The sequence below is a fragment of the Maricaulis sp. ABE4_448 genome, assembly GCF_056160825.1.
The window spans coordinates 224,815-247,328 of sequence record NZ_JBSWXX010000004.1; the positions used below are offsets into that span (position 1 = coordinate 224,815).

Annotated in this window: 30 protein-coding genes; 14 read left to right on the forward strand and 16 right to left on the reverse strand. The window is 65.5% G+C overall.

Annotated features, from left to right (window positions below; genetic code table 11):
• Nucleotides 1-47: 47 nt before the first annotated feature.
• A complete protein-coding gene (locus ACXAJV_RS12540; RefSeq protein WP_475085732.1) occupies nt 48-236 on the reverse strand; it encodes a DUF465 domain-containing protein in 189 nt (62 codons plus the stop codon).
• Between the two features lie 88 nt (nt 237-324).
• On the opposite strand from ACXAJV_RS12540, the gene ACXAJV_RS12545 reads away from it, so the two are divergent.
• Entirely contained in the window at nt 325-912 is a 588-nt protein-coding gene (locus tag ACXAJV_RS12545) for a UbiX family flavin prenyltransferase (protein ID WP_475085733.1), read from the forward strand.
• A 157-nt stretch (nt 913-1,069) separates the two neighbouring features.
• Complete coding sequence (locus ACXAJV_RS12550) at nt 1,070-1,282, forward strand: YdcH family protein (RefSeq protein WP_475085734.1); 213 nt, start codon at nt 1,070-1,072, stop codon at nt 1,280-1,282.
• A 20-nt stretch (nt 1,283-1,302) separates the two neighbouring features.
• Here the strand turns inward: ACXAJV_RS12550 and ACXAJV_RS12555 are convergent, their stop codons facing one another.
• Complete coding sequence (locus ACXAJV_RS12555) at nt 1,303-1,923, reverse strand: GGDEF domain-containing protein (protein WP_475085735.1); 621 nt, start codon at nt 1,921-1,923, stop codon at nt 1,303-1,305.
• 276 nt (nt 1,924-2,199) lie between these two features.
• Here ACXAJV_RS12555 and purE point away from each other — a divergent pair, with 276 nt between their 5' ends.
• From purE to prpE, 3 genes are read left to right on the forward strand one after another with little or no spacing between them, the layout of a single operon-like run.
• Entirely contained in the window at nt 2,200-2,727 is a 528-nt protein-coding gene (gene purE, locus ACXAJV_RS12560; protein WP_348515992.1) for a 5-(carboxyamino)imidazole ribonucleotide mutase, read from the forward strand.
• A 6-nt stretch (nt 2,728-2,733) separates the two neighbouring features.
• Nucleotides 2,734-3,813 carry a 5-(carboxyamino)imidazole ribonucleotide synthase gene (locus ACXAJV_RS12565; RefSeq protein WP_475085737.1) on the forward strand — a complete coding sequence of 360 codons (1,080 nt, stop codon included), beginning with the start codon at nt 2,734-2,736 and terminating at the stop codon, nt 3,811-3,813.
• A 44-nt stretch (nt 3,814-3,857) separates the two neighbouring features.
• The gene (prpE, locus tag ACXAJV_RS12570) at nt 3,858-4,649 is read left to right on the forward strand and encodes a bis(5'-nucleosyl)-tetraphosphatase PrpE (protein WP_475085739.1); all 792 of its coding nucleotides are present in this window, start codon (nt 3,858-3,860) and stop codon (nt 4,647-4,649) included.
• A gap of 8 nt (nt 4,650-4,657) precedes the next feature.
• On the opposite strand, the gene ACXAJV_RS12575 is transcribed toward prpE, so the two are convergent.
• Nucleotides 4,658-5,335, reverse strand: a complete 678-nt coding sequence (locus ACXAJV_RS12575) for a COQ9 family protein (RefSeq protein WP_475085740.1) — start codon at nt 5,333-5,335, stop codon at nt 4,658-4,660.
• A gap of 124 nt (nt 5,336-5,459) precedes the next feature.
• Here ACXAJV_RS12575 and rpsU point away from each other — a divergent pair, with 124 nt between their 5' ends.
• Complete coding sequence (gene rpsU, locus ACXAJV_RS12580) at nt 5,460-5,717, forward strand: 30S ribosomal protein S21 (protein ID WP_366917239.1); 258 nt, start codon at nt 5,460-5,462, stop codon at nt 5,715-5,717.
• A 269-nt stretch (nt 5,718-5,986) separates the two neighbouring features.
• Here the strand turns inward: rpsU and ACXAJV_RS12585 are convergent, their stop codons facing one another.
• The gene (locus ACXAJV_RS12585) at nt 5,987-7,384 is read right to left on the reverse strand and encodes an ABC transporter permease (RefSeq protein ID WP_475085742.1); all 1,398 of its coding nucleotides are present in this window, start codon (nt 7,382-7,384) and stop codon (nt 5,987-5,989) included.
• Complete coding sequence (locus tag ACXAJV_RS12590) at nt 7,384-8,325, reverse strand: ABC transporter ATP-binding protein (RefSeq protein ID WP_475085743.1); 942 nt, start codon at nt 8,323-8,325, stop codon at nt 7,384-7,386. The genes ACXAJV_RS12585 and ACXAJV_RS12590 overlap by 1 nt, the downstream gene beginning before the upstream one ends.
• A gap of 178 nt (nt 8,326-8,503) precedes the next feature.
• Between ACXAJV_RS12590 and ACXAJV_RS12595 the strand changes: the two genes are divergently transcribed.
• Nucleotides 8,504-8,833 carry a TraR/DksA family transcriptional regulator gene (locus tag ACXAJV_RS12595; protein ID WP_475085745.1) on the forward strand — a complete coding sequence of 110 codons (330 nt, stop codon included), beginning with the start codon at nt 8,504-8,506 and terminating at the stop codon, nt 8,831-8,833.
• A 95-nt stretch (nt 8,834-8,928) separates the two neighbouring features.
• The gene (locus ACXAJV_RS12600; protein ID WP_475085746.1) at nt 8,929-9,669 is read left to right on the forward strand and encodes a 2OG-Fe(II) oxygenase; all 741 of its coding nucleotides are present in this window, start codon (nt 8,929-8,931) and stop codon (nt 9,667-9,669) included.
• Here the strand turns inward: ACXAJV_RS12600 and ACXAJV_RS12605 are convergent.
• On the reverse strand, nt 9,666-10,223 hold the full coding sequence (locus ACXAJV_RS12605; protein WP_475085747.1) for a DUF4269 domain-containing protein: 558 nt from the start codon (nt 10,221-10,223) through the stop codon (nt 9,666-9,668). The genes ACXAJV_RS12600 and ACXAJV_RS12605 overlap by 4 nt on opposite strands.
• Before the next feature lie 81 nt (nt 10,224-10,304).
• On the opposite strand from ACXAJV_RS12605, the gene ACXAJV_RS12610 reads away from it, so the two are divergent.
• Entirely contained in the window at nt 10,305-10,781 is a 477-nt protein-coding gene (locus tag ACXAJV_RS12610; protein ID WP_475085748.1) for a DUF6265 family protein, read from the forward strand.
• Nucleotides 10,782-10,966: 185 nt separating this feature from the next.
• Here ACXAJV_RS12610 and ACXAJV_RS12615 read toward each other — a convergent pair whose 3' ends face one another.
• The 6 genes from ACXAJV_RS12615 to ACXAJV_RS12640 form a co-directional block, all read right to left on the reverse strand.
• Nucleotides 10,967-11,254 (reverse strand): 7(1) septoil knot domain-containing protein, encoded by a 288-nt coding sequence (locus ACXAJV_RS12615; RefSeq protein WP_475085749.1) that lies wholly within the window; start codon nt 11,252-11,254, stop codon nt 10,967-10,969.
• Between the two features lie 49 nt (nt 11,255-11,303).
• Nucleotides 11,304-12,707, reverse strand: a complete 1,404-nt coding sequence (locus tag ACXAJV_RS12620; protein WP_475085751.1) for an NAD(P)(+) transhydrogenase (Re/Si-specific) subunit beta — start codon at nt 12,705-12,707, stop codon at nt 11,304-11,306.
• A gap of 2 nt (nt 12,708-12,709) precedes the next feature.
• Nucleotides 12,710-13,042: a proton-translocating transhydrogenase family protein gene (locus ACXAJV_RS12625; RefSeq protein WP_271186975.1), complete on the reverse strand. Its 333-nt coding sequence runs from the start codon at nt 13,040-13,042 to the stop codon at nt 12,710-12,712.
• On the reverse strand, nt 13,029-13,286 hold the full coding sequence (locus ACXAJV_RS12630) for a hypothetical protein (RefSeq protein ID WP_475085752.1): 258 nt from the start codon (nt 13,284-13,286) through the stop codon (nt 13,029-13,031). The genes ACXAJV_RS12625 and ACXAJV_RS12630 overlap by 14 nt, the downstream gene beginning before the upstream one ends.
• Nucleotides 13,283-14,413, reverse strand: a complete 1,131-nt coding sequence (locus ACXAJV_RS12635) for a Re/Si-specific NAD(P)(+) transhydrogenase subunit alpha (protein WP_475085753.1) — start codon at nt 14,411-14,413, stop codon at nt 13,283-13,285. The genes ACXAJV_RS12630 and ACXAJV_RS12635 overlap by 4 nt, the downstream gene beginning before the upstream one ends.
• A gap of 118 nt (nt 14,414-14,531) precedes the next feature.
• Nucleotides 14,532-14,837, reverse strand: a complete 306-nt coding sequence (locus tag ACXAJV_RS12640) for an aa3-type cytochrome c oxidase subunit IV (RefSeq protein ID WP_475085754.1) — start codon at nt 14,835-14,837, stop codon at nt 14,532-14,534.
• 200 nt (nt 14,838-15,037) lie between these two features.
• Here ACXAJV_RS12640 and ACXAJV_RS12645 point away from each other — a divergent pair, with 200 nt between their 5' ends.
• The 4 genes from ACXAJV_RS12645 to ACXAJV_RS12660 are packed head-to-tail and all read left to right on the forward strand — an operon-like array spanning nt 15,038 to nt 17,649.
• Nucleotides 15,038-15,637: a DUF7010 family protein gene (locus tag ACXAJV_RS12645; RefSeq protein ID WP_475085756.1), complete on the forward strand. Its 600-nt coding sequence runs from the start codon at nt 15,038-15,040 to the stop codon at nt 15,635-15,637.
• Entirely contained in the window at nt 15,634-16,755 is a 1,122-nt protein-coding gene (locus tag ACXAJV_RS12650) for a sensor histidine kinase (protein ID WP_475085757.1), read from the forward strand. The genes ACXAJV_RS12645 and ACXAJV_RS12650 overlap by 4 nt, the downstream gene beginning before the upstream one ends.
• The gene (locus ACXAJV_RS12655) at nt 16,752-17,354 is read left to right on the forward strand and encodes a response regulator transcription factor (RefSeq protein ID WP_475085758.1); all 603 of its coding nucleotides are present in this window, start codon (nt 16,752-16,754) and stop codon (nt 17,352-17,354) included. The genes ACXAJV_RS12650 and ACXAJV_RS12655 overlap by 4 nt, the downstream gene beginning before the upstream one ends.
• A gap of 46 nt (nt 17,355-17,400) precedes the next feature.
• Complete coding sequence (locus tag ACXAJV_RS12660; RefSeq protein WP_475085760.1) at nt 17,401-17,649, forward strand: hypothetical protein; 249 nt, start codon at nt 17,401-17,403, stop codon at nt 17,647-17,649.
• 223 nt (nt 17,650-17,872) lie between these two features.
• Here ACXAJV_RS12660 and ACXAJV_RS12665 read toward each other — a convergent pair whose 3' ends face one another.
• Both ACXAJV_RS12665 and ACXAJV_RS12670 read right to left on the reverse strand, forming a co-directional pair.
• On the reverse strand, nt 17,873-18,826 hold the full coding sequence (locus ACXAJV_RS12665; protein ID WP_475085761.1) for an alpha/beta fold hydrolase: 954 nt from the start codon (nt 18,824-18,826) through the stop codon (nt 17,873-17,875).
• 37 nt (nt 18,827-18,863) lie between these two features.
• Complete coding sequence (locus tag ACXAJV_RS12670; RefSeq protein WP_475085762.1) at nt 18,864-19,712, reverse strand: lysostaphin resistance A-like protein; 849 nt, start codon at nt 19,710-19,712, stop codon at nt 18,864-18,866.
• 185 nt (nt 19,713-19,897) lie between these two features.
• On the opposite strand from ACXAJV_RS12670, the gene ACXAJV_RS12675 reads away from it, so the two are divergent.
• The gene (locus ACXAJV_RS12675) at nt 19,898-21,358 is read left to right on the forward strand and encodes a sigma-54-dependent transcriptional regulator (RefSeq protein WP_475085764.1); all 1,461 of its coding nucleotides are present in this window, start codon (nt 19,898-19,900) and stop codon (nt 21,356-21,358) included.
• Nucleotides 21,359-21,475: 117 nt separating this feature from the next.
• Here ACXAJV_RS12675 and ACXAJV_RS12680 read toward each other — a convergent pair whose 3' ends face one another.
• The gene (locus ACXAJV_RS12680; protein ID WP_475085765.1) at nt 21,476-21,907 is read right to left on the reverse strand and encodes a hypothetical protein; all 432 of its coding nucleotides are present in this window, start codon (nt 21,905-21,907) and stop codon (nt 21,476-21,478) included.
• Between the two features lie 110 nt (nt 21,908-22,017).
• Nucleotides 22,018-22,485 carry a hypothetical protein gene (locus ACXAJV_RS12685; protein WP_475085767.1) on the reverse strand — a complete coding sequence of 156 codons (468 nt, stop codon included), beginning with the start codon at nt 22,483-22,485 and terminating at the stop codon, nt 22,018-22,020.
• Between the last annotated feature and the right edge of the window lie 29 nt (nt 22,486-22,514).

The following is a 22,514-nucleotide window of genomic DNA, read 5'->3' on the forward strand; positions in this document are numbered from 1 at the left end:
CGCCCCCTGCTTCGCGTGTCAGTCGGGTTTGCATCAGTTCGTCCGGATTATCCGGCCAGAGACTGATGCGTGGTCGTTCGGAGGGATTGGATCTGTTCCTTGAGCAAAAGTTTCTCCTTCTTCAGCCGGGCGACTTCCAGCGAGTCCGCCGACGAATGCTTGTTCAATTCGTCGATTTGAGAATCCAGACGCGTGTGACGGGCGTCGAGCTCACGAATGCGGGCTTCGATGGACATGGAGATGTCTCCTCTTTGTGAAGTGGAACACTCGATTGAAACACGTCCACGCATTATGTCTATTCACGAAACGTTTCGAGGTTAGGGGATGGTGAAGCCGGACCGGATGATTGTGGGTGTCTCTGGCGCCTCCGGAATTATCTATGGAATCAGGGCGTTGGATGCGCTCCGCGCGATGGGGATCGAGAGCCATATGGTGGCCTCGAAAGCCGCCGAAATGACTCTCGGATATGAAACGGATCTGTCGATCCGCGACTTCCGGGCGCGGGCGGATCACGTCTACAAGATGCCCGATGTCGGCGCGCCGATCGCGTCCGGCTCCTTCCAGACACGCGGCATGCTGATCGCGCCATGCTCGGTGCGCACCATGTCCGAGATCGCCACCGGTGTGACATCCAGCCTGCTCACACGGGCTGCCGATGTCGTGCTCAAGGAGCGGCGGCGTCTGGTGCTGATGGTGCGCGAGACACCTTTCCATCTGGGCCATATCCGCACGATGGAGACTCTCACCGAGATGGGAGCGGTGATCTGTCCGCCCTTGCCGGCCTTCTATGCCAAGCCGGAAACCATTGACGATCTGGTCGACCAGTCGGTCGGCCGGGCCCTCGACCTGTTCGGGCTGGACTGGGACTCAACCCGCCGCTGGGGCGAGGATCTGGAGGGCGGGCGGCGCTGAATGCGTCTTCGCGCCCGCAGCGCCCTTTGCGGATTTATCTGCCGGTCGAAAGCCGCTAATATCCCTGTTTCGTCGCGCCACACCGGCCCGACGCCCGCGAGGCGGCGCCGGCGAGCCGGCGGCTTCTGTTCGACAACCGGAAAGAGACGGCTCAGGAATGGACGGAGATTCCCAGGAGCAACAGGCCCTTCTCGAACAGCTCACCGCGTTGCGCGAGCAGCATGATGCGCTGAACACAGAGGTCGATATGCTGTCCGACAACGGTGTCGTCGACCAGCTCAAGGTCGCTCGTCTCAAGAAGGAAAAACTCAGGCTGAAGGACGAGATCACCCGGCTTGAGGACCAGATCACACCCGATATCATCGCCTGAGCCGGGCCGGGCTTCTTGCCTCAGGCCTGACGGCGGCGGGCTTCGGCTTTCTGGGCCTGCTTGCGCGCATACATGGCAGCGTCGGCCTGGGCCATCGCCTCTTCGGCCTTGTGACCGGCCTGCAGCGGATGGCTGCCCCAGGCCGCACCCACACTCAGCTCGTGGCCCTTGTGCACAAAGGGCGTCGTTTCGATGATATCGACGAGTTCCTGGGCTTTCGCCTGGGCGCCTTCGTGGCCGGTCAGGGTCAGCACGAGGCCGAATTCATCTCCGCCCAGACGGCCGACCGCATCAGTCTCGCGCACATGGGTGGCCAGCAGGCCCGCAACGTGATGCAGCGCAGCGTCGCCGGCAGCGTGACCGTGGGTGTCATTGATTTCCTTGAAGCCGTTCAGGTCCATATAGACCAGCGAGGACGGCGCTTCGTGACGTTCCGCCAGCGCCAGGGCCTTGGAGACCTCGCGCAGGAAGGCGCGGCGGTTCAGCACCGGCAGCAAGACGTCGTGATCGGCCAGCGATTCCAGTTCGCGCACGCGGCCGCGCAGACGCTCGGTTTCCTTGCGCAGCTGATCAACCTCGCCCATCAGCGACAGCAGGGCGCGCTGGACGTTCGGTGTCAGTTCGCTCTCGGGCACGCCCATGATAGAGGCGGAATCCCGCGGCGCCGCAGCAGAGCCTGTCGCGTCGCTTTTCCGGGCCGGGTCCGTCCGCCCGCTGCGGGAGACATTGCCGGTCGTGTTCAAGGGGCCGATGCGCATGCGCCGATCCACTCCGATTCCAATCACCCCAAAACGTGAACAAGTGTGGTTAAGAAACCCTCAAGCGCCGAAAGAATAGCCCTGTACCGAAAGGCGCCTTGACCTTCCTCGCGCTGAGGTTAAGGTCCCGCGCTTCCTTTTCTTCGTTCAGGAAGCATCATGAGCGATCTTTCGCCGTCCTCACCCGATATGGCTGCCACTGCCAGTCTTGCCGATGTTGCCATCGTCATGGGCTCGCGTTCCGACTGGCCGACCATGAAGAAGGCGGCCGGCCTTTTGCGCGATCTCGGCGTGAACTACGAGGCGCAGGTCGTCTCGGCGCATCGCACGCCGGAGCGGCTGGTCGAGTTCGCCAAGACAGCGCGCGATCGCGGTATCAAGGTGATCATCGCCGGTGCCGGCGGTGCCGCTCACCTGCCGGGCATGATCGCCTCCATGACGACCCTTCCGGTGCTGGGCGTGCCGGTGAAGTCCAAGGCGCTGAACGGCCAGGACAGCCTTCTGTCCATCGTCCAGATGCCGGCCGGCGTGCCGGTCGGCACGCTGGCGATCGGCGAGGCCGGCGCCACCAATGCCGGGCTTCTCGCCGCGTCCATTCTGTCCCTGTCCGATGACGGGGTCGCCGGCCGGCTGGCGCACTGGCGCCAGGCCCAGACCGACAGTGTACCGGTGACGGTCGAGGACTGATCTTCCATGACGACAGCCCCGCTCTCGCCCGGTTCGGTGATCGGCATTCTTGGCGGCGGACAGCTCGGCCGCATGCTGGCCACGGCCGGCGCTGCGCTGGGCTTTGATGTCCACGTCTATGAGCCGGAACCGGACTGTCCGGCTTCACGCGTTGCGGCCCGCTCCTTCTGCGCGCCCTGGGATGATGAAGGCGCCGTCCAGGCCTTCGCCGAGCGCTGCGACGCGGTCACCTACGAATTCGAGAACGTGCCCGTCGCGACGGTCGAGATCGCGTCGCGCGTCGCGCATCTGCGCCCGGGAGCCCGTTCGCTTGAGCTGACCCAGGACCGGCTGGTCGAGAAAACCTTCATCAACCAGGCCGGCGTGGCCACCGTGCCCTTCGCCGCCGTTGACGGTCTTGAGAGCCTTGAAGCGGCCATTGCGCAGATCGGCCTGCCGGCTGTGCTGAAGACCCGGCGGTTCGGCTATGACGGGAAGGGCCAGGCCTGGATCCGCGAGCCCGGCGATGCCGCGAAAGCCTGGCAGGCGATCGGCGAGAAGCCGGCTATCCTGGAAGGCGCCGCCGCCTTCACGCGCGAGCTTTCCGTGGTGGCGGCGCGCTCGGTCGACGGCATGGTGAAGGCCTGGCCGCTGGGCGAAAACGTCCATGGCGACGGCATTCTCAAACAGACCCACGCCCCCGCGACCGGTATCGACGCGGCGACCCAGGCCCGTGCGCTGGAGATTGCCCGCGCCATCGGCGGCGGGCTGCAGCATGTCGGTGTCTTTGCGGTCGAGCTGTTCGACCTGGGCCCAGACGGGCTGGTGGTCAACGAGATCGCGCCGCGTGTCCACAATACCGGCCATTGGACCATGGACGCCTGCGGTTGCGGCCAGTTCGAACAGCATATGCGCGCCGTGGCCGGCTGGCCGCTGGGCGATCCGTCGCCGCATTCGGCCTGTGTGATGACGAATCTGATCGGCGAGGATGCGAACGACTGGGCGGCGCTGGCGGCCGATCCCCAGGCCTGCCTGCATCTTTATGGCAAGCGTGCCGTGCGTGCCGGCCGCAAGATGGGCCATGTGAACCGCCTCTCCCCGCTTTAGGGGTTCGCCCTGTGGACGCAACACCCCATATTGGGGACATGGACATGCGCGTTTCGCCCACTCCGCCGGATCGTTTCATCGACGATACCGGCCCGTTCGACCTGATCGGCGATGTGCACGGCTGTGCCGGAGAGCTGGAGCAATTGCTGCATCGGCTCGGCTACAATGTGAGCTATGAGGGTGCGTCCGGCGCGCGCGATTATCGCATCCACCATCCCGAGGGCCGCAAGCCCGTCCTGCTGGGCGATCTGGTTGATCGCGGGCCGCGCACGCCGGACGTGATCCGTCTGGCCATGCATCTGGTCGAGGAGGGGCGGGGCCATTGCGTGGTCGGGAATCATGACGACAAGTTCCGCCGCTGGCTCGCCGGGCGCGATGTGAAGGTCAGCCACGGGCTGGAGGCAACGATCGCGCAGTTCGAGCGCGAGAGCGAGGCGTTCCGCCGCCGGGCCGCCGATTTCATCGACGGTTTGCCGCACCATCTCCTGCTTGATGGCGGCGATCTGGTGGTCGCCCATGCAGGCGTTCACGCCGACATGCATGGCGAGGACACGACCCGCGTGCGGGCCTTCGCCATGTTCGGCGAAGTGACCGGCGAACGCGACGAACACGGTTTGCCCGTCCGCCGCGACTGGGCCCGGAACTATTCGGGTGACGCGACCGTGGTGCACGGTCACGTCGCCGAGCCGGACGTGCGCGAGCGCAATAATGTTGTCTGTGTGGATACGGGCTGTGTCTTCGGCGGCCATCTGACGGCCCTGCGCTGGCCGGAGAGAGAGCTCGTCCAGGTGGCCGCCGAACAGGCCTGGTTCAGCTCGCCGCGCTGGGAGGGTTAGCTAATTCGCTAGACCCGCGGTCCCGGGCCGTAGCGCAGCTTGCCGAGCAGGCCGGCGAGGTCGGGCAGGTCGGCAGTCATCTTCGTCAGCTGCGCCTTGGTCTTCTCGAAATCCATCACATTCTGGATGCGGCGGTCGAGAAAGGCGCGGGCGTCGGGCTTTGCGGCATCGCTCTCATTCAGCCAGGCGACCAGGGTCGTGCCGAAGACGCCGGAGAGAATCGTCCGCTTGGAGTAGAAATTGACGTCGGTCGAGGTGTCGCCGATGGCGCGCCAGATCGTGTCTGCCGTGGCCCACAGCAATTGCGGGCCGTCTGCAGCGGCATCCGGCAGCATCAGGCGGGCGCGGGCGCGGCGGGCGGCTTCTTCATGCCCCGAGAGCGCTTCCAGGCGCGCCGTGACGCCGAAGCGCACGCGCTCGCGGATCTTCATTTCGGCGAGGTTTGCCGCCTTCACCGCGTCCAGCACGGCGTCGTCCAGGCGCCGTGACCAGTGCACCAGCATGTCCAGCTCGCCGCGCGGGCAGGCCAGGCGGGCCTGGCCCTCATCGATCCCGGCATCGGCGCAGGCGGCGCGGAAACTGTCGGCCGTCCAGCCGTCGAAGGCCGCATGCGCCAGCATGGGCTGCAGCAGGGCTTCGCGTGTGGTAGACTTGCGGAATCGGGTGTCAGAAGCGGCATCGGTCATGTGTCATTCCTAGACCAGACGCGCCTGCGCGTCACTACGCCCGTGTGCGCTGACAGAGTGGACACAGGGTCGCAGCTCTGGTAGTAGCCCCGCCTCTGGCGAACTAGCGGCGTGAGGATGGTCCTTGCGTCCAGATAATGGAGAGAGAGCCATCGTACAGATCGTTGTGCGCGACAATAATGTGGAGCAAGCGCTCCGCGCGCTGAAAAAGAAGATGCAGCGGGAAGGTACTTTCCGCGAGATGAAGCGCCGCAATCATTATGAAAAGCCGTCGGAGAAGAAGGCTCGCCAAAAGGCTGAAGCCATTCGCCGTGCGCGCAAGCTGGCCCGCAAGCGGGCTCAGCGCGAGGGTCTCATCGCGAAGCGTGGCGGTCGCCGCTAGGGTCGCCAGACCTTGATACAGGTTTCGCGAAAACGCCGCGTCCCGGATCCGGGGCGCGGCGTTTTCCTTTTGGGTATTGCGGTCCGCGGAGCGGGGTTCCAGCTGCCCCACAATCCGTCATCCTGACGAAAGTCAGGACCCAGATCCCAGAACAGTATCGTGCCAAACTTGGCTCAACCCGATCCTATGACCTGGGTTCCGGCCTTCGCCGGAATGACGGGTGTTGGTGACGTTTACGGAAAGGGGTGTGCGGTAGGCGCCGCGCCGCCCTATCCCGCCGCCTTCTTCTTCCCGCCGAACTGGAACCAGCTCTTCACCGTGTCCTGGTTGGCCTGGTTGAGGGCGCCCATGCGGAACAGGACGCCGGCGCCCCAGATCACGATCATGGCGGTGACCACCATGCCCAGGGTCGAGCCGATGATCTCGATCATGCCGATATCCTGGGGCAGGCGGACCAGCATGATGAAGGGCGTCCACAGCGGGATCCAGCTGGCGACCGCCACGATGGGTGAGTCCGGCGTTTCGATGGCCATCATCACCAGGAAGAGCGGCATCATCATCACCAGCATCATCGGGCTCATCAGGGTCTGGGCGTCCTGGATCGTCTCGCACAGCGAACCGATCGCCAGGAAGACGGCGCCGTACATCAGATAGCCGACGATGAAATAGCCGATCGCCGGGCCCAGCAGTGCCGGATCGAACAGGGCCGCCAGGATTTCCGCCGCCGGGATGTCGGCTGCAGCCATTAATTGCTGGATCGCCAGGCCGCCGATCGAGGCGAGTCCGCCCCAGAAAAACAGCAAGGTGGCGGAGACCGCGGCAACGCCGAGCAGCTTGCCGGTGAGGATTTCATGGTGCCGCGCCGAGGCGAGCATCATTTCCAGCACCTTGTTGCCCTTCTCCTCGATCATCGCGGTAAGCAGCATGTTGACCACCGAGAAGATCACGATCCACAGGCCGAAGGCGGTGGCCACGCCCATCACGATGGGCAGGCGCTCGCTTTCAGTGACTTCGGCGGCTTCTTCGGTGCGTTCCGGGTTGAGCTCGCGCACCACCGGCTGGAGGTCTTCGGCGGCCTCGATCAGGGTCGGGTCGACGCCATTCTCCACCAGGTGCCGCAGATGCATGTAGTCGCGCAGGGCGCCCCGGATGTCGCGGCGCAGGTCGCGATCGGTGAGATTGGTGCTCCAGTAGGCCATCTCGATGCGGCCCGGCACGGGCTCGCTGAGGAAGATGGCGGCAAAGAGCGGCTGCGGACCGTCAGCTGTTTCCAGCTCTGCATCGCCGGTGAGATAGGGGCGTAACGCGTCGAGATCAGTCGTGCCGGCATCGACGCGAATATAGCTGTCATCCTCCAGCTGGACTGATTGATCCAGTGCGGCCTGGATTTGCGGATTGTCACCCAGCATTTCGCTGGCTGCCTCGCGCACGCGTTCCGCTTCGTCGGCGCGGGACTGGCCGATCTGCTCGAACACGGCCTCTTCCAGGCGGCCGCCGGTTTCGTCGACCAGCACGTAGTAGCGGGTCGGCTGGGAGTTCTCGATCAGGATCGGCATGCCGAAGCCCAGCGCCATGAAAAGCGGCACGGAAAGCAGCGACAGCCAGAAGCCCCACGTCGCGACATAGGAGAGGAATTCGCGGCGGGCGATCAGATAGATATTGCGCATCAGACGGTCTCCGCTTCCGGGGCGGCGGCTTCGCGGCCGACGAGATGGACAAAGGCATCGTGCAGATGCGCGCGCACCGGTTCGAACCGGGTCAGCTTCACATCGGCATCGACACAGGCTTTGAGAATGTCCTGGGCATCGACGCCCGCAGCGAGATCGACAATCCAGACCTCGTGCTCGCCCTGGGTTTCGCGGCGAACCTCGCCCTTGCCGGCCAGGACCTGGGAAAGATCATGATCGGAGACGATCTCCAGTGTCACGCGCCGCGGCACCTGGCCGAGCGCTTCGGCGACCGTGCCGTCAAAGGCTTTCCGGCCCTTGGCAATCAGCACGATCTTGTCGCACAGGCGTTCGGCGTGCTCCATCACATGGGTCGAGAACAGCACGGTGCGCCCGGCCTCGGCCTGCCGGCGTACCACCTGCTCCAGCGCATACTGGTTCACCGGGTCGAGGCCGGAGAAGGGCTCGTCCAGAATGATGAATTCCGGCTCATGCACCAGGGTCGAGATGATCTGGACCTTCTGGGCCATGCCCTTGGACAGGGTCTTCACCTTGCTCTCGGCAACTTCGGCGAGGCCGAATTCCTCAAGCATCTGCAGGCCGCGGCGGCGTGCCTCAGCGGGGGCAACGCCCTTCAGCCGGGCAAAGAAGACGATCACATCGATCACCTTCATCTTGCGATAGATGCCGCGCTCTTCCGGCAGGAAGCCGACGCGGTCCAGCGCCGCGGGACGCGGCGGACCGCCGAACAGCGAAACCGTGCCCCGATCGGGTGTGAGAATGCCCAGCGACATCCGCAGGCTGGTGGTCTTGCCAGCGCCGTTCGGGCCCAGGAAGCCGGTGATCTGGCCGCGTTCCACGGAAAAACTGACATCGCGGACGGCGGGCTTGCCGTTGAACGTCTTGGAGACGCTGTCCAAGGCGAGAATGGTCTCTGACATGATGCCCCTCAGTATCGTGTCCTCCAAAACTAGAGTGGGACCGCGCTGTGATCCACCGGTATTGAACAGCGAAGCGTCCCTCCCGGCCCGCCCCCTGCCGGGCGGGCGGCTGCGGCCCGGTCTTGGGCCGCACCGCTCGCAGGGCGATAGTGCGTCCGGCCAGACCGTCGGGGAGACCATGTTCATCGAGCCGGAAACAGCCAGATCGCGGCTTGTCGCGCTGCGTGAGGAATTGCGGGATCTGTCCGCGGCCGCGCGCGAGGACAGGCAGCCCGTGGCGCTCGATCAGCAATCGGTCGGCCGGCTGTCGCGCCAGGATTCCCTGCAGGTGCAGGCGATGGCCAAGGCGGCCGAGGCGCGGCGGGCGCAGGAAATTCGTCGCATCGACGCGGCGCTCGAACGGCTGGAGACTGGCGAATACGGCTGGTGCGTGGAATGTGGTGAAACGATCGAGGCGCGGCGGCTGGAGATTGATCCGGCAACGCCGCGCTGCGCCGGTTGTGCTTAGAGCATTTTCAGCAAAAGTGGGGACCGGTTTTGCGGTTCGAAAATGCGACCACTCAAAAACCAGAGCTATGCCGCACGGCCCGGAACGAGGAAGACATGTCTGCACTTTCGCCAACCCTGGATATCGAAACGCCGCGCCAGGCGATGGCCGGCACCACGCGCTGCCAGGTGGAAAGCCTGCTGGACGATGACACGCTGGCGGCGGCGCGTGCGGCCATCGATACGGTGCCGCGCTGGACGCTGGTGACCAAGCTCAATGGCCGCCATATCGATCTCGATTCCGCGGCGATGGGACAGCAATCTCCGGCCCAGAAGGCCGAGTTCCAGCGCCATGTCGATGCCGAAGCTAGGCGCGGCTTCGGCTATCTCTATGATACCTACTCGATCTACGACAAATGGCACCGCGGCGAGCTGCGCCGGGAAGTGCCGGCGCTGTGCGACCTGTTCGAGCTGATCAATTCGGATGCTTTTCTGGACCCGATGCGCACCATCCTCGGCGCGCCCGGCATCGCCTTCGCCGATGCCCAGCTGACCCGCTATACGCGCGGCCACTTCCTGACCACGCATGATGATGGTGTGGCCGGCAAGAACCGCGTTGCGGCCTATGTGCTGACCCTGTCCGATGGCTGGAAAAAGGGCTGGGGCGGCTTGCTGGAGTTCTACGGCCCGGACGGGAGCATCGAGACTGCCTTCGTACCGCGCGGCAACACGCTGTCGATGTTCAAGGTGCCGCAACCGCACGCCGTGACACGCGTCGGCGACCAGGTGCGAGGCGCACGGGTCTCGATCACCGGCTGGTTGCGCACGGGTACCGATCCGGGCCCGGGCGGCAGCTAGGACGCTGTGCCCCTCTTGGCATAGCCGGCGCGGCGGATCAGCGTCCGCAGGGCGTCGTCGCCGGGCGAGGCGAGTTTGAGGATTTCGGCAAAGGGTTCGCCGCCCAGGCCCAGCACCCGGGCAAAGGCCGGTTCGGTCTTCAGCCCCTCGGCCTTTGTGGCGCGGATATCGTTGCGAAACCGGTCTTCGGCCAGGTTCAGAAGGCGGTCCTCGGCCAGCCAGTGGATATAGCTCTCATGGGTCTCCACCGGGCGGCAGCGGCCGAAAATCTCCACCGGCATGCCCTCCAGTGTCAGCCGGGCGATAACCGAGGCTTCGCCGGCGTGTTCATTGTCGGCGACGGCAGCACCGGGAAAAGCCTCGATCAGGGCGTCGCGGAAGGCAGCGAGATCGGGGCCGGCCGTGCAGGCGATATCGGCATCGGCATCCGGCCCGTGCACATCCAGCGGGATCGAGCCGACCCAACGCGGATCGAAGGGCGCAAGGCGGCCGAACACGTCCGCGCGGTCGAGAATGGCGCGCGCTTCGCGCACCGGTATGATATCGCAAGGCATGACACGCCTTTCTACCGAGAGTGTCCGAGTGTCAACGCCATGGCTGCCAGGTGGGCAGTGCGGGCTGCTGGAGGGTTTCAAATGCGTGTCTTTCTGATTGCAACGGTCTGGCTGGGTCTGCTCCCGGCCTCGTCGCTGGCGAACGAGCCGGACGAGGTGCTGGCCGCTCTGGGCTGGCTGGAAGGGTGCTGGGGCGGGCCCGGTTTTGCGGGCGAGATGTCGGAATGCTGGATGCGCACGGCATCGGGCGAACTGGTCGGCGCCTTCCAGTACAGTGCCGGCGGCGCGCTGCAATTCTCCGAAATGCTGATGATCGGTCACAATCCCGACGGCGAGTTCGGCTACCACGTGAAGCATTTCAACCGCGACTTCACCGGCTGGGAAGAAAGCGGCGAACAGGTCACATTCGAGTTCCAGGCCCTGGACGGCGACCGTGCCGTTTTCTCTGGCCTGGTGCTGGAGCCTGACGGGGAGGATGCGATGCGGGCCTATCTCGATATGCGCAGCGCCGAGGGTGTGGTGAGCACCGTCGAATTCCACTTCCAGCGCGTGCGCTGACGGGCTTTGATTGCGAACGCATACTGCCCAGTCTGGCCGCCTGTGCCGGTGGCACCCGTTCCGTCGAGCGGATGATCGGCGATCGCGGTTTCCGGATCGAGCGTCCGGAGGCGGATTGCATGCCGAAGACGCAGCGCCTGTCCGGCTATGTCTACAGGGGGCTGGCGGGCGTGGTGTGAGGCGCGTCAGGGACGCCCGGGAAAACTGTCGACATATTCGATCCGGATATCCGGGAAGCTGTCGACGAACTGGATCGTGAAGTCCGGAAAGCTGTCGACGAATTCCCATTCGCCGCAATTGTCCGGAAAGCTCTCGACCGGTTTCACCTTCAGGTCGGGAAAGCTGTCCACGATCTGCACGCGGATGTCGGGGAAGCTGTCGACCACCGCGACCTCGCCATAGAGCGGGATGCCGTTCCAGGTGCAGTCGTCCGATACGGGACCGGAGGCGAGAAGGGCGAGTTCGGCCAGCATGCCGTTCAGCCTTGAGGCGCGAGGCTGAACGGCCGCTGAACCGTCATGGTCAATCGAGCACTTTCACGATGTTTTCGACCATTTTCTTCGCATCGCCCAGCAGCATCATCGTGTTGTCGCGGAAGAAGAGCGGGTTCTCCACGCCGGCATAGCCGGAACCCAGCGAGCGCTTGACGAAGAAGACCGTGCGGGCCTTCCAGACCTGCAGGACGGGCATGCCGTAGATCGGCGAGCCGGGATCGTCCTCGGCGGCCGGATTGGTGACGTCATTGGCGCCGATCACGAAGGCGACGTCGGCATTGGAGAAGGAGGAGTTGATATCCTCCAGCTCGAACACCTCGTCATAGGGCACCTGGGCCTCGGCCAGGAGGACGTTCATGTGGCCCGGCATGCGGCCGGCGACCGGGTGGATGGCGTAGGAGACCTCGACGCCTTCCTCCTTCAGCATGTCGGCCATTTCCTTCAGCGCGTGCTGCGCCTGGGCGACCGCCATGCCATAGCCCGGCACGATGATGACCTTGCCGGCATTCTTCATCACGAAGGCGGCGTCGTCGGCCGAGCCCATCTTGGCATTGCCCTGCGGACCGGCATCGCCGGCTGCAGCGCTGTCGGCGCCGAACCCGCCCAGGATCACCGAAATGAAGGAGCGGTTCATGCCCTTGCACATGATGTAGGACAGGATCGCACCGGACGAGCCGACCAGCGCACCGGTGACCAGCAGCGCGGTGTTCTCCAGCGTGAAGCCCAGCGCGGCGGCGGCCCAGCCGGAATAGGAGTTCAGCATCGACACCACGACCGGCATGTCGGCGCCGCCGATCGGGATGATCAGCGTGATGCCCAGCACGAGGGCTGCGATGGTGATCAGCCAGAAGGCGAGTTTCGCATCGCCGCCCGAGGCCATCAGGAAGGCGATCATCAGGGCGATGAAGACGCCGATGGCGATGTTCAGTATGTGCCGGGCGGGCAGGATGATCGGCGCGCCGGACATGTTTCCGTTCAGCTTGGCAAAGGCGATCACCGAACCGGAGAAGGTGATGGCGCCGATCGCCGTGCCCAGGGACAGTTCGAACAGGGAGAGCTGTTTGAGATTGCCCAGCGCGTCGGCGATGTGGAAGGCGTTCGGCGCGTAGAGCGCGGCCGCGGCGACCAGTACGGCCGCCATGCCGACGAGCGAGTGGAAGGCAGCGACCAGTTGCGGCATCGCCGTCATCGGCACGCGCCGCGCGATCACCGCGCCGACCCCGCCGCCGATGGCGATACCGGCCACGATCAGCACCAGCGACAGCGCGTCCAGGTCGACGGCGAGCAGGGTGGTGACGATTGCCAGCGCCATGCCGGCCATGCCGAACAGATTGCCGCGGCGGGCGGTTTCCGGGCTCGACAGGCCGCGCAGGGCCAGGATGAAGAGAATGCCGGAGACGAGATAGAGGAGGGCAGCCAGATTGACGGACATGTCTAGCGCTCCTTCTTCTTGTACATGGCCAGCATGCGCCGGGTGACCAGGAAGCCCCCGAAGATGTTCACGCTCGCCAGGATGATGGCGACAAAGCCCAGCCCGCGCGAGAAGCCCGCACCGCCGCCGGACGCGGCCTGGCCTGCGACCTCGCTGCCGGCCGTCGCTGTTGCCGCCAGAAGCGCGCCGACAATGATGACCGAGGAAATGGCATTGGTGACGGCCATCAGCGGCGTGTGCAGGGCCGGGGTCACCGACCAGACGACGTAATAGCCCACGAAGACCGCCAGGACGAAGATCGCCAGGCGGAAGATGACGGGATCAACGGCTTCCATTGAAACCTCCAATTTGGCTCCGGCCGAAGAGCAGAACAGCGCCCGTCAGAAGGGCTGCAATGCCTGCGGCATACGTAACAAGTCGGGCGTCGGCGCTGAGGCCGGCCTGGCGGCCGTATTCGTCAAAGGGTTCGGCCGCCAGCAAAGTTCCGGAGAACGCGCCCAGGAACAACAGCATCACTCCGGACACGATGACAATGGCCGCCAGCCACGCCATCACATTGCGGAGGGATGCGAAAATCACGCGCCTTCCTTCACCAGGCTCGGGTGCACCACTTCACCGGCCTTGGTCAGCGCCATGCCCTGGATAACCTCGTCATCCCAGTGCGGCGCCTTCTTGCCGTTATCGTCGACGAGCAGCGGCAGCAGGTTGGCGAGGTTTTTCGCGTAGAGCGCAGAACTGTCAGCGGCGAGCCGGGCCGGCAGATTGGCAAAGCCGGCGATCTTCACGCCCTTGTGCTCGACCACCTCGTCGGCCTTGGTCAGCTCGCAATTGCCGCCCGTGGGCGCAGCCAGGTCGATAATCACCGAACCGGGCTTCATGCTTTCCACCATCGCCTTGGAGACGAGTTTCGGGGCCGGGCGTCCGGGGATCAGCGCGGTGGTGACGACCACGTCCTGCTTGGCGATGTGGCTGGCGATGAGCTCGGCCTGTTTCGCCTGGTATTCCTTGGACATTTCCTTGGCATAACCGCCGGCCGTCTCGGCCTGCTTGAATTCCTCGTCCTCGACCGCGATGAATTTCGCACCCAGCGAGGCGACCTGTTCCTTCACCGCCGGACGCACATCCGTGGCGGTGACGACGGCACCGAGGCGGCGGGCCGTGGCGATGGCCTGCAGGCCGGCAACACCGACCCCCATGATGAAGGCCTTGGCCGGGGCGACCGTGCCGGCCGCCGTCATCATCATCGGGAAGGCACGTCCGTAGAGCTGCGCCGCCTCGATCACCGAGCGATAGCCGGCGAGATTGGCCTGGGAGGACAGGGCGTCCATTGCCTGGGCGCGGGTGATGCGTGGCACGAATTCCATCGCCAGCGCGTCGATCCCGGCCTTGGCCAGGGCCTCGGCCCTGGCGGTATTGCCGTGTGGTTCCAGATGGCAGACGAGCAGCACGCCCTTCAGCTTGGCGAGCGTGGCCTCGTCCGGTGTACGCACGCCGAACAGCGCCTCGGCGCCCTTCAGCGTTGCCGCTGCCGTGCCGATCTTGGCGCCGGCCTCGGCGAAGGCGTCGTCCGGAATGGCAGCAGCCACGCCGGCGCCCTTCTCGATGGCGACCTCATGGCCGGCACCGACGAATTTCTTGACAGTTTCGGGGGTCGCGGCCACGCGGGTCTCACCCGCATGTCGCTCCTTCAGAATGGCAATTCGCATGGTCTCCCGCCGCTTTTTGGCTTGTTTGCGGCGAGCATGGTCGAATTCTTCCCGAAGGGGAAGGCCTGCAGAAAAATTTCTTTGTGCGGTGCAGTATAGCGCTGCCGCCGGGGCAGATTTAACCGCTGATCGCCAGGCTGAAGAGCTGAGCAACGCCGCCGCAGACCAGTCCGAACACGAACAGTCCGGCGACCGTGACATACCAGCTCATCTTCATCTGCAGGACGAGGCCGGCGATGACGCCGACAATGGCGACGCCGATCAGCGAGGCGAGCCAGTCCATGCCGACGGCAAAGGCGAGCGTGAGGTAGAGCACCGTCACGCCGGTGAGCAGAGAGCCCCAGGTGCTGACGGCCATGAAACCGTCGAACGTGGATTTGTGCTGGGAAATGTCCATCTCGCCGCGAACGTGATCAGCCGCCATTGCTGCAACCCCTGTCAAAAGATGCCATGTGACCGAGCGGATAGCACGCGTTGCGCCCCCCGCCAAGATGCGGGGCTGCCGCCGGCGGCAGGCGCCATGCCCGGCATGACACCTGTCATGTCCGATCGATGAGACCTGTTTCTGCCGCGAGGGCGGTCCGGGGGCGAGAGTGGTTCCAGACACGAACACCGGAGCCTCACATGACCCAGGATTTCAAAACCCAGCTGCAGCGCGTCAAGGACCAGTATTATCTCGATGCCGGCGGCGGCATTTCCCTGCCCGTGGCCGGCGCGATCTACTGGATCGCCCTGGCCGTGCTCAGCCGCTATCTGCCGCCGGAAGACTGGGCCCTGACTGCAGCGGCCCTGTCCGGCATGATCTTCCCGCTGGGCCTTCTGCTGCAAAAACCGCTCGCCTCGCCCTTCATGAAGTCGAAATCGCCGATCGCCGGGGTCGGCCTCCTTTCGGTGATGTCGATCAACATGCTCTGGCCGGTCCACTTCATCGTTCTGGGCCTCTCGCCGGACGCGGCCCCGCTCAGCCTGGCCATCGGCATGACGCTGCACTGGCCGGTCATCGGCTGGACCTATGGCAGCCGCGTCTGCCTGATCCACGCCATCGTGCGCGTCGCTGCCGTGACCGTGCTCTGGTACGCCTTCCCGGAAGGCCGGTTCGACGTGCTGCCGCTGACTGTCGCCGCCCTCTACCTGCTGGCTGCGGGCGGGATGCGCTGGGAACTGGGCCGTTTGCGCCGTAAGAAGGGCCTTCAGGCCATGACGATGACGGAGCAGCCCGCGTGAAGGCACGCCTGCAGAACGAGAAGACACAAGGCCGGTGGTGGCGGCATCTCTCGCCCCACCGGCCCTGGATCTATCTGGTCTATCTGGTGCTGCCGTTTGCCCCGTGGTTCTACGGCGTGCCGGTGGGCGAGACCCTCGCTGTCACCATCATGGCGACGGCGCTTTTCCTCTGCCTCTTCGTGTTCGCCATGATCCGCCGCGACTGGACCAGCCTGCCGGCGGCCTTGGCAGTCCAGCTGCTGGGCTTCTGGCTGCTGACGGTCAATCCGGGCGCTGCGGTCTATCTGATCTTTGCCGTCGCCATGATGGCGCGCATCCGCGACCGGCAATGGCAGCGTATCGGTCTCGTTGCCTGGCTCGCCGCCCTGGTGGCCGGCTGTCTGGCAACGGGCGTGCCCTGGCTTTACGGGCTGGCCTATCTCGTCTTCGGCGCGATCATCGCGGCGGCGACGGCCTGGTCGGCCCGCAGCGAGGAGCGCGAGGCCGTGCGCGAGGAGATGGAGGCCGATGCCGCCGCCCGCGCCGTCGAGGCCGAGCGCCAGCGTATCGCCCGCGACCTGCACGACCTCTTGGGCCACACGCTGTCGGTCGTCACGCTGAAGGCCGACCTTGCCAACCGCCTCTTCGATGCCGATCCCGAACGGTCCCGGGCGGAACTGGCGGCGATCCAGCAGATCGGCCGCGACGCCCTGGCCGAGGTGCGCGAGGCGGTCACGGGGCTGCGGGTGCGGCCGCTGCCCGAGGTCGCCGGCGAGATCGCCGGCCGCCTGCGCGATGCCGGTCTGGAGGTGAGCCTCGATCTGCTGGCAGATGCAAACCTGTCCGACATGGCCGCGGGGGCGTTCGGCATGGTGGTGCGCGAGGGCGCGACCAATGTGCTGCGCCATGCCGGTGCGCGCCGTGTCGTCATCTCCCTGCATGCGGATGAGGACGGCCTGGTCCTCACCTTGGCCGATGATGGCCGCGGCGGCGCGCGTTTTGCCGGCGGCGGTCTGGACGGGTTGCGCCAGCGGCTGGCCGAAGCCGGCATGACGCTTCACACCGCACGCGGGCTGGACGGGCGCGGCAGTGCCTTGCGCGCGGTCTGGCCGGCCAGTGCTGAGGGGGAGGTTTCATGATCGATATCGTCATCGCCGAAGACCAGACCATGCTGCGCGATGCGCTGGCGACACTCCTCTCGCTGGAAAGCGATATCGCCGTTGCCGGAACGGCAGCGACCGGCCGCGAGGCGCTGGATCTGGTGCGCCGTCACGAACCGGCCGTCCTCGTCACCGATATCGAAATGCCCGGTCTCACCGGTCTGGAACTGGCGGCCCAGCTGCGCCGTGACAGTGCAAAGACGCGCGTGCTGATCGTCACCACATTCGACCGGCCCGGCTATCTGCGCCGGGCGCTGGAGGCGGGCGTGAGCGGTTACCTGCTCAAGGACACACCCTCCACTGAACTCGCCGAAGCCGTCCGCCGCGTTACCGCGGGCGAGCGGGTCATCGCGCCGGGCCTGGCCGAACAGGCCTGGAGCGAAGCCGATCCGCTGACCGATACCGAGCGGCGTCTTTTGCGCCTGGCCGAAGCCGGCATGGACAGTCCCGCCATCGCCGAGGCCGAGGGGCTGGCACGGGGCACGGTGCGCAATTATCTGCACAGCGCGATTTCCAAACTGGGTGCTGCCAACCGGATCGAGGCGGCCCGGCTTGCCCGCGAGCGTGGCTGGTTGTGAGCTGGCATCCCGCTTGCTAGCTTTCCTCTCAAGGGAGGTCGCTGCCATGAAGATACCGTTTGCCGTCTGGTCAGCCGTGATTGCCCTGGCCGTCTATGGCGCGCTGGTGGCGCTGGCCTATCGCGATTTCGGCTATCTCGATCCGCTGCCGCAGCGAGCGCTGCAGATCGGCGGCGTCTGGCTGGCACTTGTCGTTCTGGCGGCCATCTTCAGCGCCCTGAAAAACACCTTCACCTCCCGCCCCGCCGACATCCCGACAGACGTCGCCCAGGAGCTGGACTCGCATCCGGAATAGGGTGGGCTTCCCCTGCGTGAGCGGGGGAAGTGGCCGAACCCGGCCTCGGGCCGGGTGAGGTCGAAGGGGGTGAGTGAATGCGCGCTGCCGCGCTCTGCGGTGCTCCGCACCGCCCCCTCAGTCCGCTGACGCGGACAGCTGCCCCGCAAGCGGGGCGAGCCCTGGTTTCGGCGTCTCTCATCCGGGCTTCGCCCACCGTCTCCCCGCCGGGGAGAAGGGAGCCCTACACCCCCCAGCCCGGGCCGGTCAGGACTTCCAGTGCGGCGGCCACGGCGATGGGCTGGTCGAGGATGAGGTGGTGCTGGGCGTCGGGGATGGAGACCATGGTCGTTTCCTCACCGAAGGTCTCGCGCATGAAGGCCCAGATCTCGTCGGTGACCAGACGGCTGTCCTGGCCGCGGAACAGGGCGACGCGGGTGTTCAGGCGGTCGGCCAGCTGGGCAGGCGGCGGGCGGTCATAGTGCAGCTTGTCCCAGAGTTTCGGATCGAACTTCCAGGTCCAGCCGGGCGACCCGTCGGGCCGGGTCGCCTGTTTCAGGCTCTGACGCGCGATATGGTCCAGCAGGAAAGCATTGGCACAGGGCTGTTCCGGCAACAGGCGGAAGCGCTCCATGGCGGCCTGGAAACTGGGATAGACCGTGCCGCCACGGCTGGGCGGTGAGGAGCGGCGCTGTTCGTCCGCGGGCCGGATCGGGCTGTCCAGCACGGCCACGCCGCGCAGTTTCTCGCCATGATCCGTGGCCGTTGCCAGCGACACGAAGCCGCCGAAGGAATGACCGGTCAGGAAGGGCTTGCCCGCATCGAAGGCGCCACCGGTCTCGCCGGCGGCAATGACCTCGCGCGCGTAAGTGTCCATCGAGTAGCGCTCGCGGTGATCGCTGTCGCCCATGCCGGTGAGATCGAGCGCCACGACGCGGCGCGTATCGGCCAGGAACGGCGCGATACTGTCCCACCAGTCCTTGTGGGCCACGCCGCCGTGCACGAGGATCAATCCGGGCATGCCGCGCTGGCCCCAGGCTTTCCAGCACACCGTCGCCCCCTCGACCGTCACCGCACCCGCTTCGGTCGGCTTGGCCAGGGCATTGGCAAACCAGTCGGGGGCCGGCGGTTTTTCTCCAGCGAACTGGATCAGTGGTGCGGGCGGGCGCGGGGAGGCCGCGGTGTTCTTCTTGTTCATGACCTAGCGCTAGACCTCCGCTCCGGGAAGGTCAATCTCACGTGGAGACCTGCTGGAGAATGGCGGGAACGGCAAACACCGCCCAGGCATTGTTGGCGACATGGCCCAGAAAGGGTGCGGTCACCCGGCCGGTCGCCATGCGGGCAATGCCCAGCGCGATGCCCAGAAGGAAGGTCGATGTCATCACCATCAGGCCCTGCGGCGTGTGCAGCAGGCCGAAGGCGAGGGCGGAGATCATGATGGCAAACACCGCCGGCACGCCGCGGGAGATCATCATGGGCAGCATCCACCCGCGGAACAGGATTTCCTCGGCCAGCGGCGCCGCGACCAGGGTCAGGAGGATGATCGACCAGAGCGCCGCATTCGAGTGGGTGAAATTGTCGACATTGGAGACCTCGTCGCGAGAGGCGCCACCCGACAGGGTCAGGCTGGAATCCAGCATGGCGAACTCGTGGAAGGCCAGGGTCAGATGGCCGGCGACGAAGATCATGAAGATCATGATGAGCACTGTCGCCAGAAGATCCGAGGCGCGCAGCGGCCAGAATGCGAACGTGCCGCGATGGACGCCGGCGCGCTGCAGCCAGCGCCACATCACGGCGGCAAAGGCGAAATAGGCCAGCGACATGGCGGCAAAGGCGACGGTATCCAGCTGGATCATCCCTTTCGGGCCCCCGGCCAGGGCCCACAGGAAACCGCCGGCAAACTGGAAGGCAAAGGCGAGGGCAACCAGCACCAACGGCCAGACCACCATGCCGGGCAGCGAGTGGATCAGCGCGAGACGGTGGTCTTCTGCACGCAGCTGCGCGAATGCGTCGCCGGGCCCGAAAGGCCAGTGCACGGCATCCGCTGCAGGACGGCCTGCAGGCGTGTTGCTGTCCGGCGGCATTCTGTCTCCCTCGCATCCCCGCAATCGGACGGGGTCCCCGCCTTATGCTTAACCGCTCGTTGCCGCCTCTTAAACGTGAAATTTAGAAGACTGTCCCATAACGGTTCGCATCAACGCCCTGTCCAGAACGGACAGCGAGGCCAAAGGCCCGGCGAAAACAAGGCGACCGAAAAGGCGTGGGTGAGATGGTGAAAACAGTTCTGATCGTGGACGACGATCCGACACAGCGCCGCCTTTTGCAGGCGGTGATCGAGAAGCAGGGCTACAAGGCCGAAACCGCCGAAAGCGGCGAGGCTGCTCTGGATCGTGTGGCGTCCCCGGGGGTCGACGTCATGCTGCTGGACCTGATCATGCCCGGCATGGACGGGATGGAGACCCTGGAAGCCCTGCAACGCAAGCAGATCAACCTGCCGGTCATCGTGCTGACGGCGTCCGGCGGCATCGAGACGGTGGTTGCGGCCATGCGGGCCGGGGCTTCCGACTTCTTCGTCAAGCCGGCCAGCCCGGAACGCATCGCGGTGTCGATCCGCAATGCCCTGAAGGTGCAGAACCTGTCGGGCGAAGTGCAGCGTCTGTCGCGCAAGGCGACGAACAAGCTGGGCTTTGCCGACATGATTGCCGGCGCGCCGGCCATGAAACAGGTCGTGCGTCTGGGTGAGCGCGCGGCGCAATCGGACATTCCGATCCTGATCACCGGGGAAAGCGGCGTCGGCAAGGAACTGGTCGCCGGGTCCATCATGGCCGCCTCCAAGCGCGCCGATGCTCCCTTTGTGGCGGTGAACTGCGGCGCCATTCCGGAAAACCTGGTGGAATCCACCCTGTTCGGTCACGAAAAGGGGGCCTTCACCGGTGCGGTCGGCAAGCATATGGGCAAGTTCCAGGAAGCTGATGGCGGCACGCTCTTCCTCGACGAGATTGGCGAACTGCCGCTGGACATGCAGGTCAAGCTGCTGCGCGCCCTGCAGGAAGGCGAGGTCGACCCGGTCGGCTCCAAGCGTCCGGTCAAGGTGAATGTGCGGATCGTCTCCGCCACCAATCGCGACCTGGCTGAGCAGGTGGCCGCGGGCAATTTCCGCGAGGACCTGTTCTACCGTCTCAACGTCTTCCCGATCGAGGTGCCTTCGCTGAAGGCCCGCAAGGATGACATTCCCGCGCTGGTGCGCCATTTCATCGGCCGCTTCAACGCCCAGGAAAACAAGTCGATCATCGATGCCGCGCCGGAAACGCACGCGCTGCTGGCCGCCTATGACTGGCCGGGTAATGTGCGTCAGCTGGAAAATGCGGTGTTCCGCGCCGTCGTCCTGTCGGATGGCGACATGCTCAAGCCCGAGGACTTCCCGCAGATCTCCGGCCTGACGCCCGATTTCGAGGCCGCAGCACCGGCGCCGGGTGCCGAGACGCTCGCCGGGGATATCGCAGAGATGGCGATGAATGCGCCGGATCTGGGCCCGGTCGAAATCATGGATGAAGGCGGGCATTTGCGCTCCCTCGAGGAGATTGAGCGCGATCTGATCGAGTTCGCCATCGAGACCTATGCCGGCCGGATGAGCGAAGTCGCCCGCCGTCTCGGTGTTGGCCGCTCGACGCTTTACCGCAAAGTCCGCGAATACGATCTCGATGTCGACGGGGTCCGCGCCGCGGGCTGATCCGGACATCCGGAACGCGCCTGCCAACGGGACAACGGGCAGACCGGGTGGGGCACACAAGAACAGGACCGGGCCGGGCAGGGCTGCCCGGCCCGGTCTGTCGTCTGCGGGACGGAATCAGGCGCTGGCGAGCGCGTCGCCGGCGTGGCGGTCGCACCAGCTGAAATAGACGGGGATGAGGGCGGCCTCGCGGCTGAAGCGGACTTTCAGCTGCCGGGCCAGCCGGGTCAGCGAGGCGTCGAGCCGGGTGATTTCCCGGCTGCCGGTTTCCAGTCCCAGCTCGATATGGGCCCGCAAGACCTCGATCCGGGCTGTCAGCCCGTTCAGCTGGCCGTCGAGAAGGGAGACATAGTCCCGGGTCAGCGGATCGGATGAGAGCGGGGTGTAGAGATGCTCGGTGCGGCTTTCGACGGTGCTGTCCAGCGACGTCATGGCCCGGCGGAAGGCGTTACGACCGGCTTCGGTGCCGAGGCCGGAAGTTTCCGCCTCGTCGAGCGCATCGAAAAGGGCCGTTTCCAGCTGGCCGATAAGGGCGATGTTGTTGGGCATGGGCGATACCGTTTTCTTGATCGCCACACGATACCCGCGCGCCCGCGTCGGCGCGCCCGGAAACCGGTATCAGATTTAACGGGAGGCTAAGACGCCGCGATGTCGGCGCGCTATGTTTCCGGGTCCCCGGACGGGTCGACAATCCGGAACCGGGCGCGGCGGGTCTCCGGCGTTTCCACCGGATCCGGCGAAATGTCACCGCGCGTTGCACCTATGTCACCGTTGTCGGGCTCCAGATCATCATGAATGTCACGGCTACGGGGCGCAAAGGACGTCGCCTTGCGCCGAAAACCGCTGCCCCGCGACATCGGCTTGCGCGCCTTGCCCTTCGCCTTCTTCTCGATCTCGCGGAGTTTCAGTGTCTGGCGGGCCGAGAGCGCGTCCTCGGTATTACCCTTGTCCGGATCGTTGAAGGCCGAGCCATAGGTTTCCAGCCGTTCCTCGAGCGATCCGAGGAATTCGCCTTCCCATTCAGACAGCTCGCGATCCGGCGTTCCCGCCTCTTCCGCGGCCTTGCGGGCACGGTCGAGGCGGCGCAGGGCGCGCTTGGTCTTCTTCTCGTCGATCTTGCGAGACATCGGGCCTCCTTTGCGGGGAGGCGGCCAGT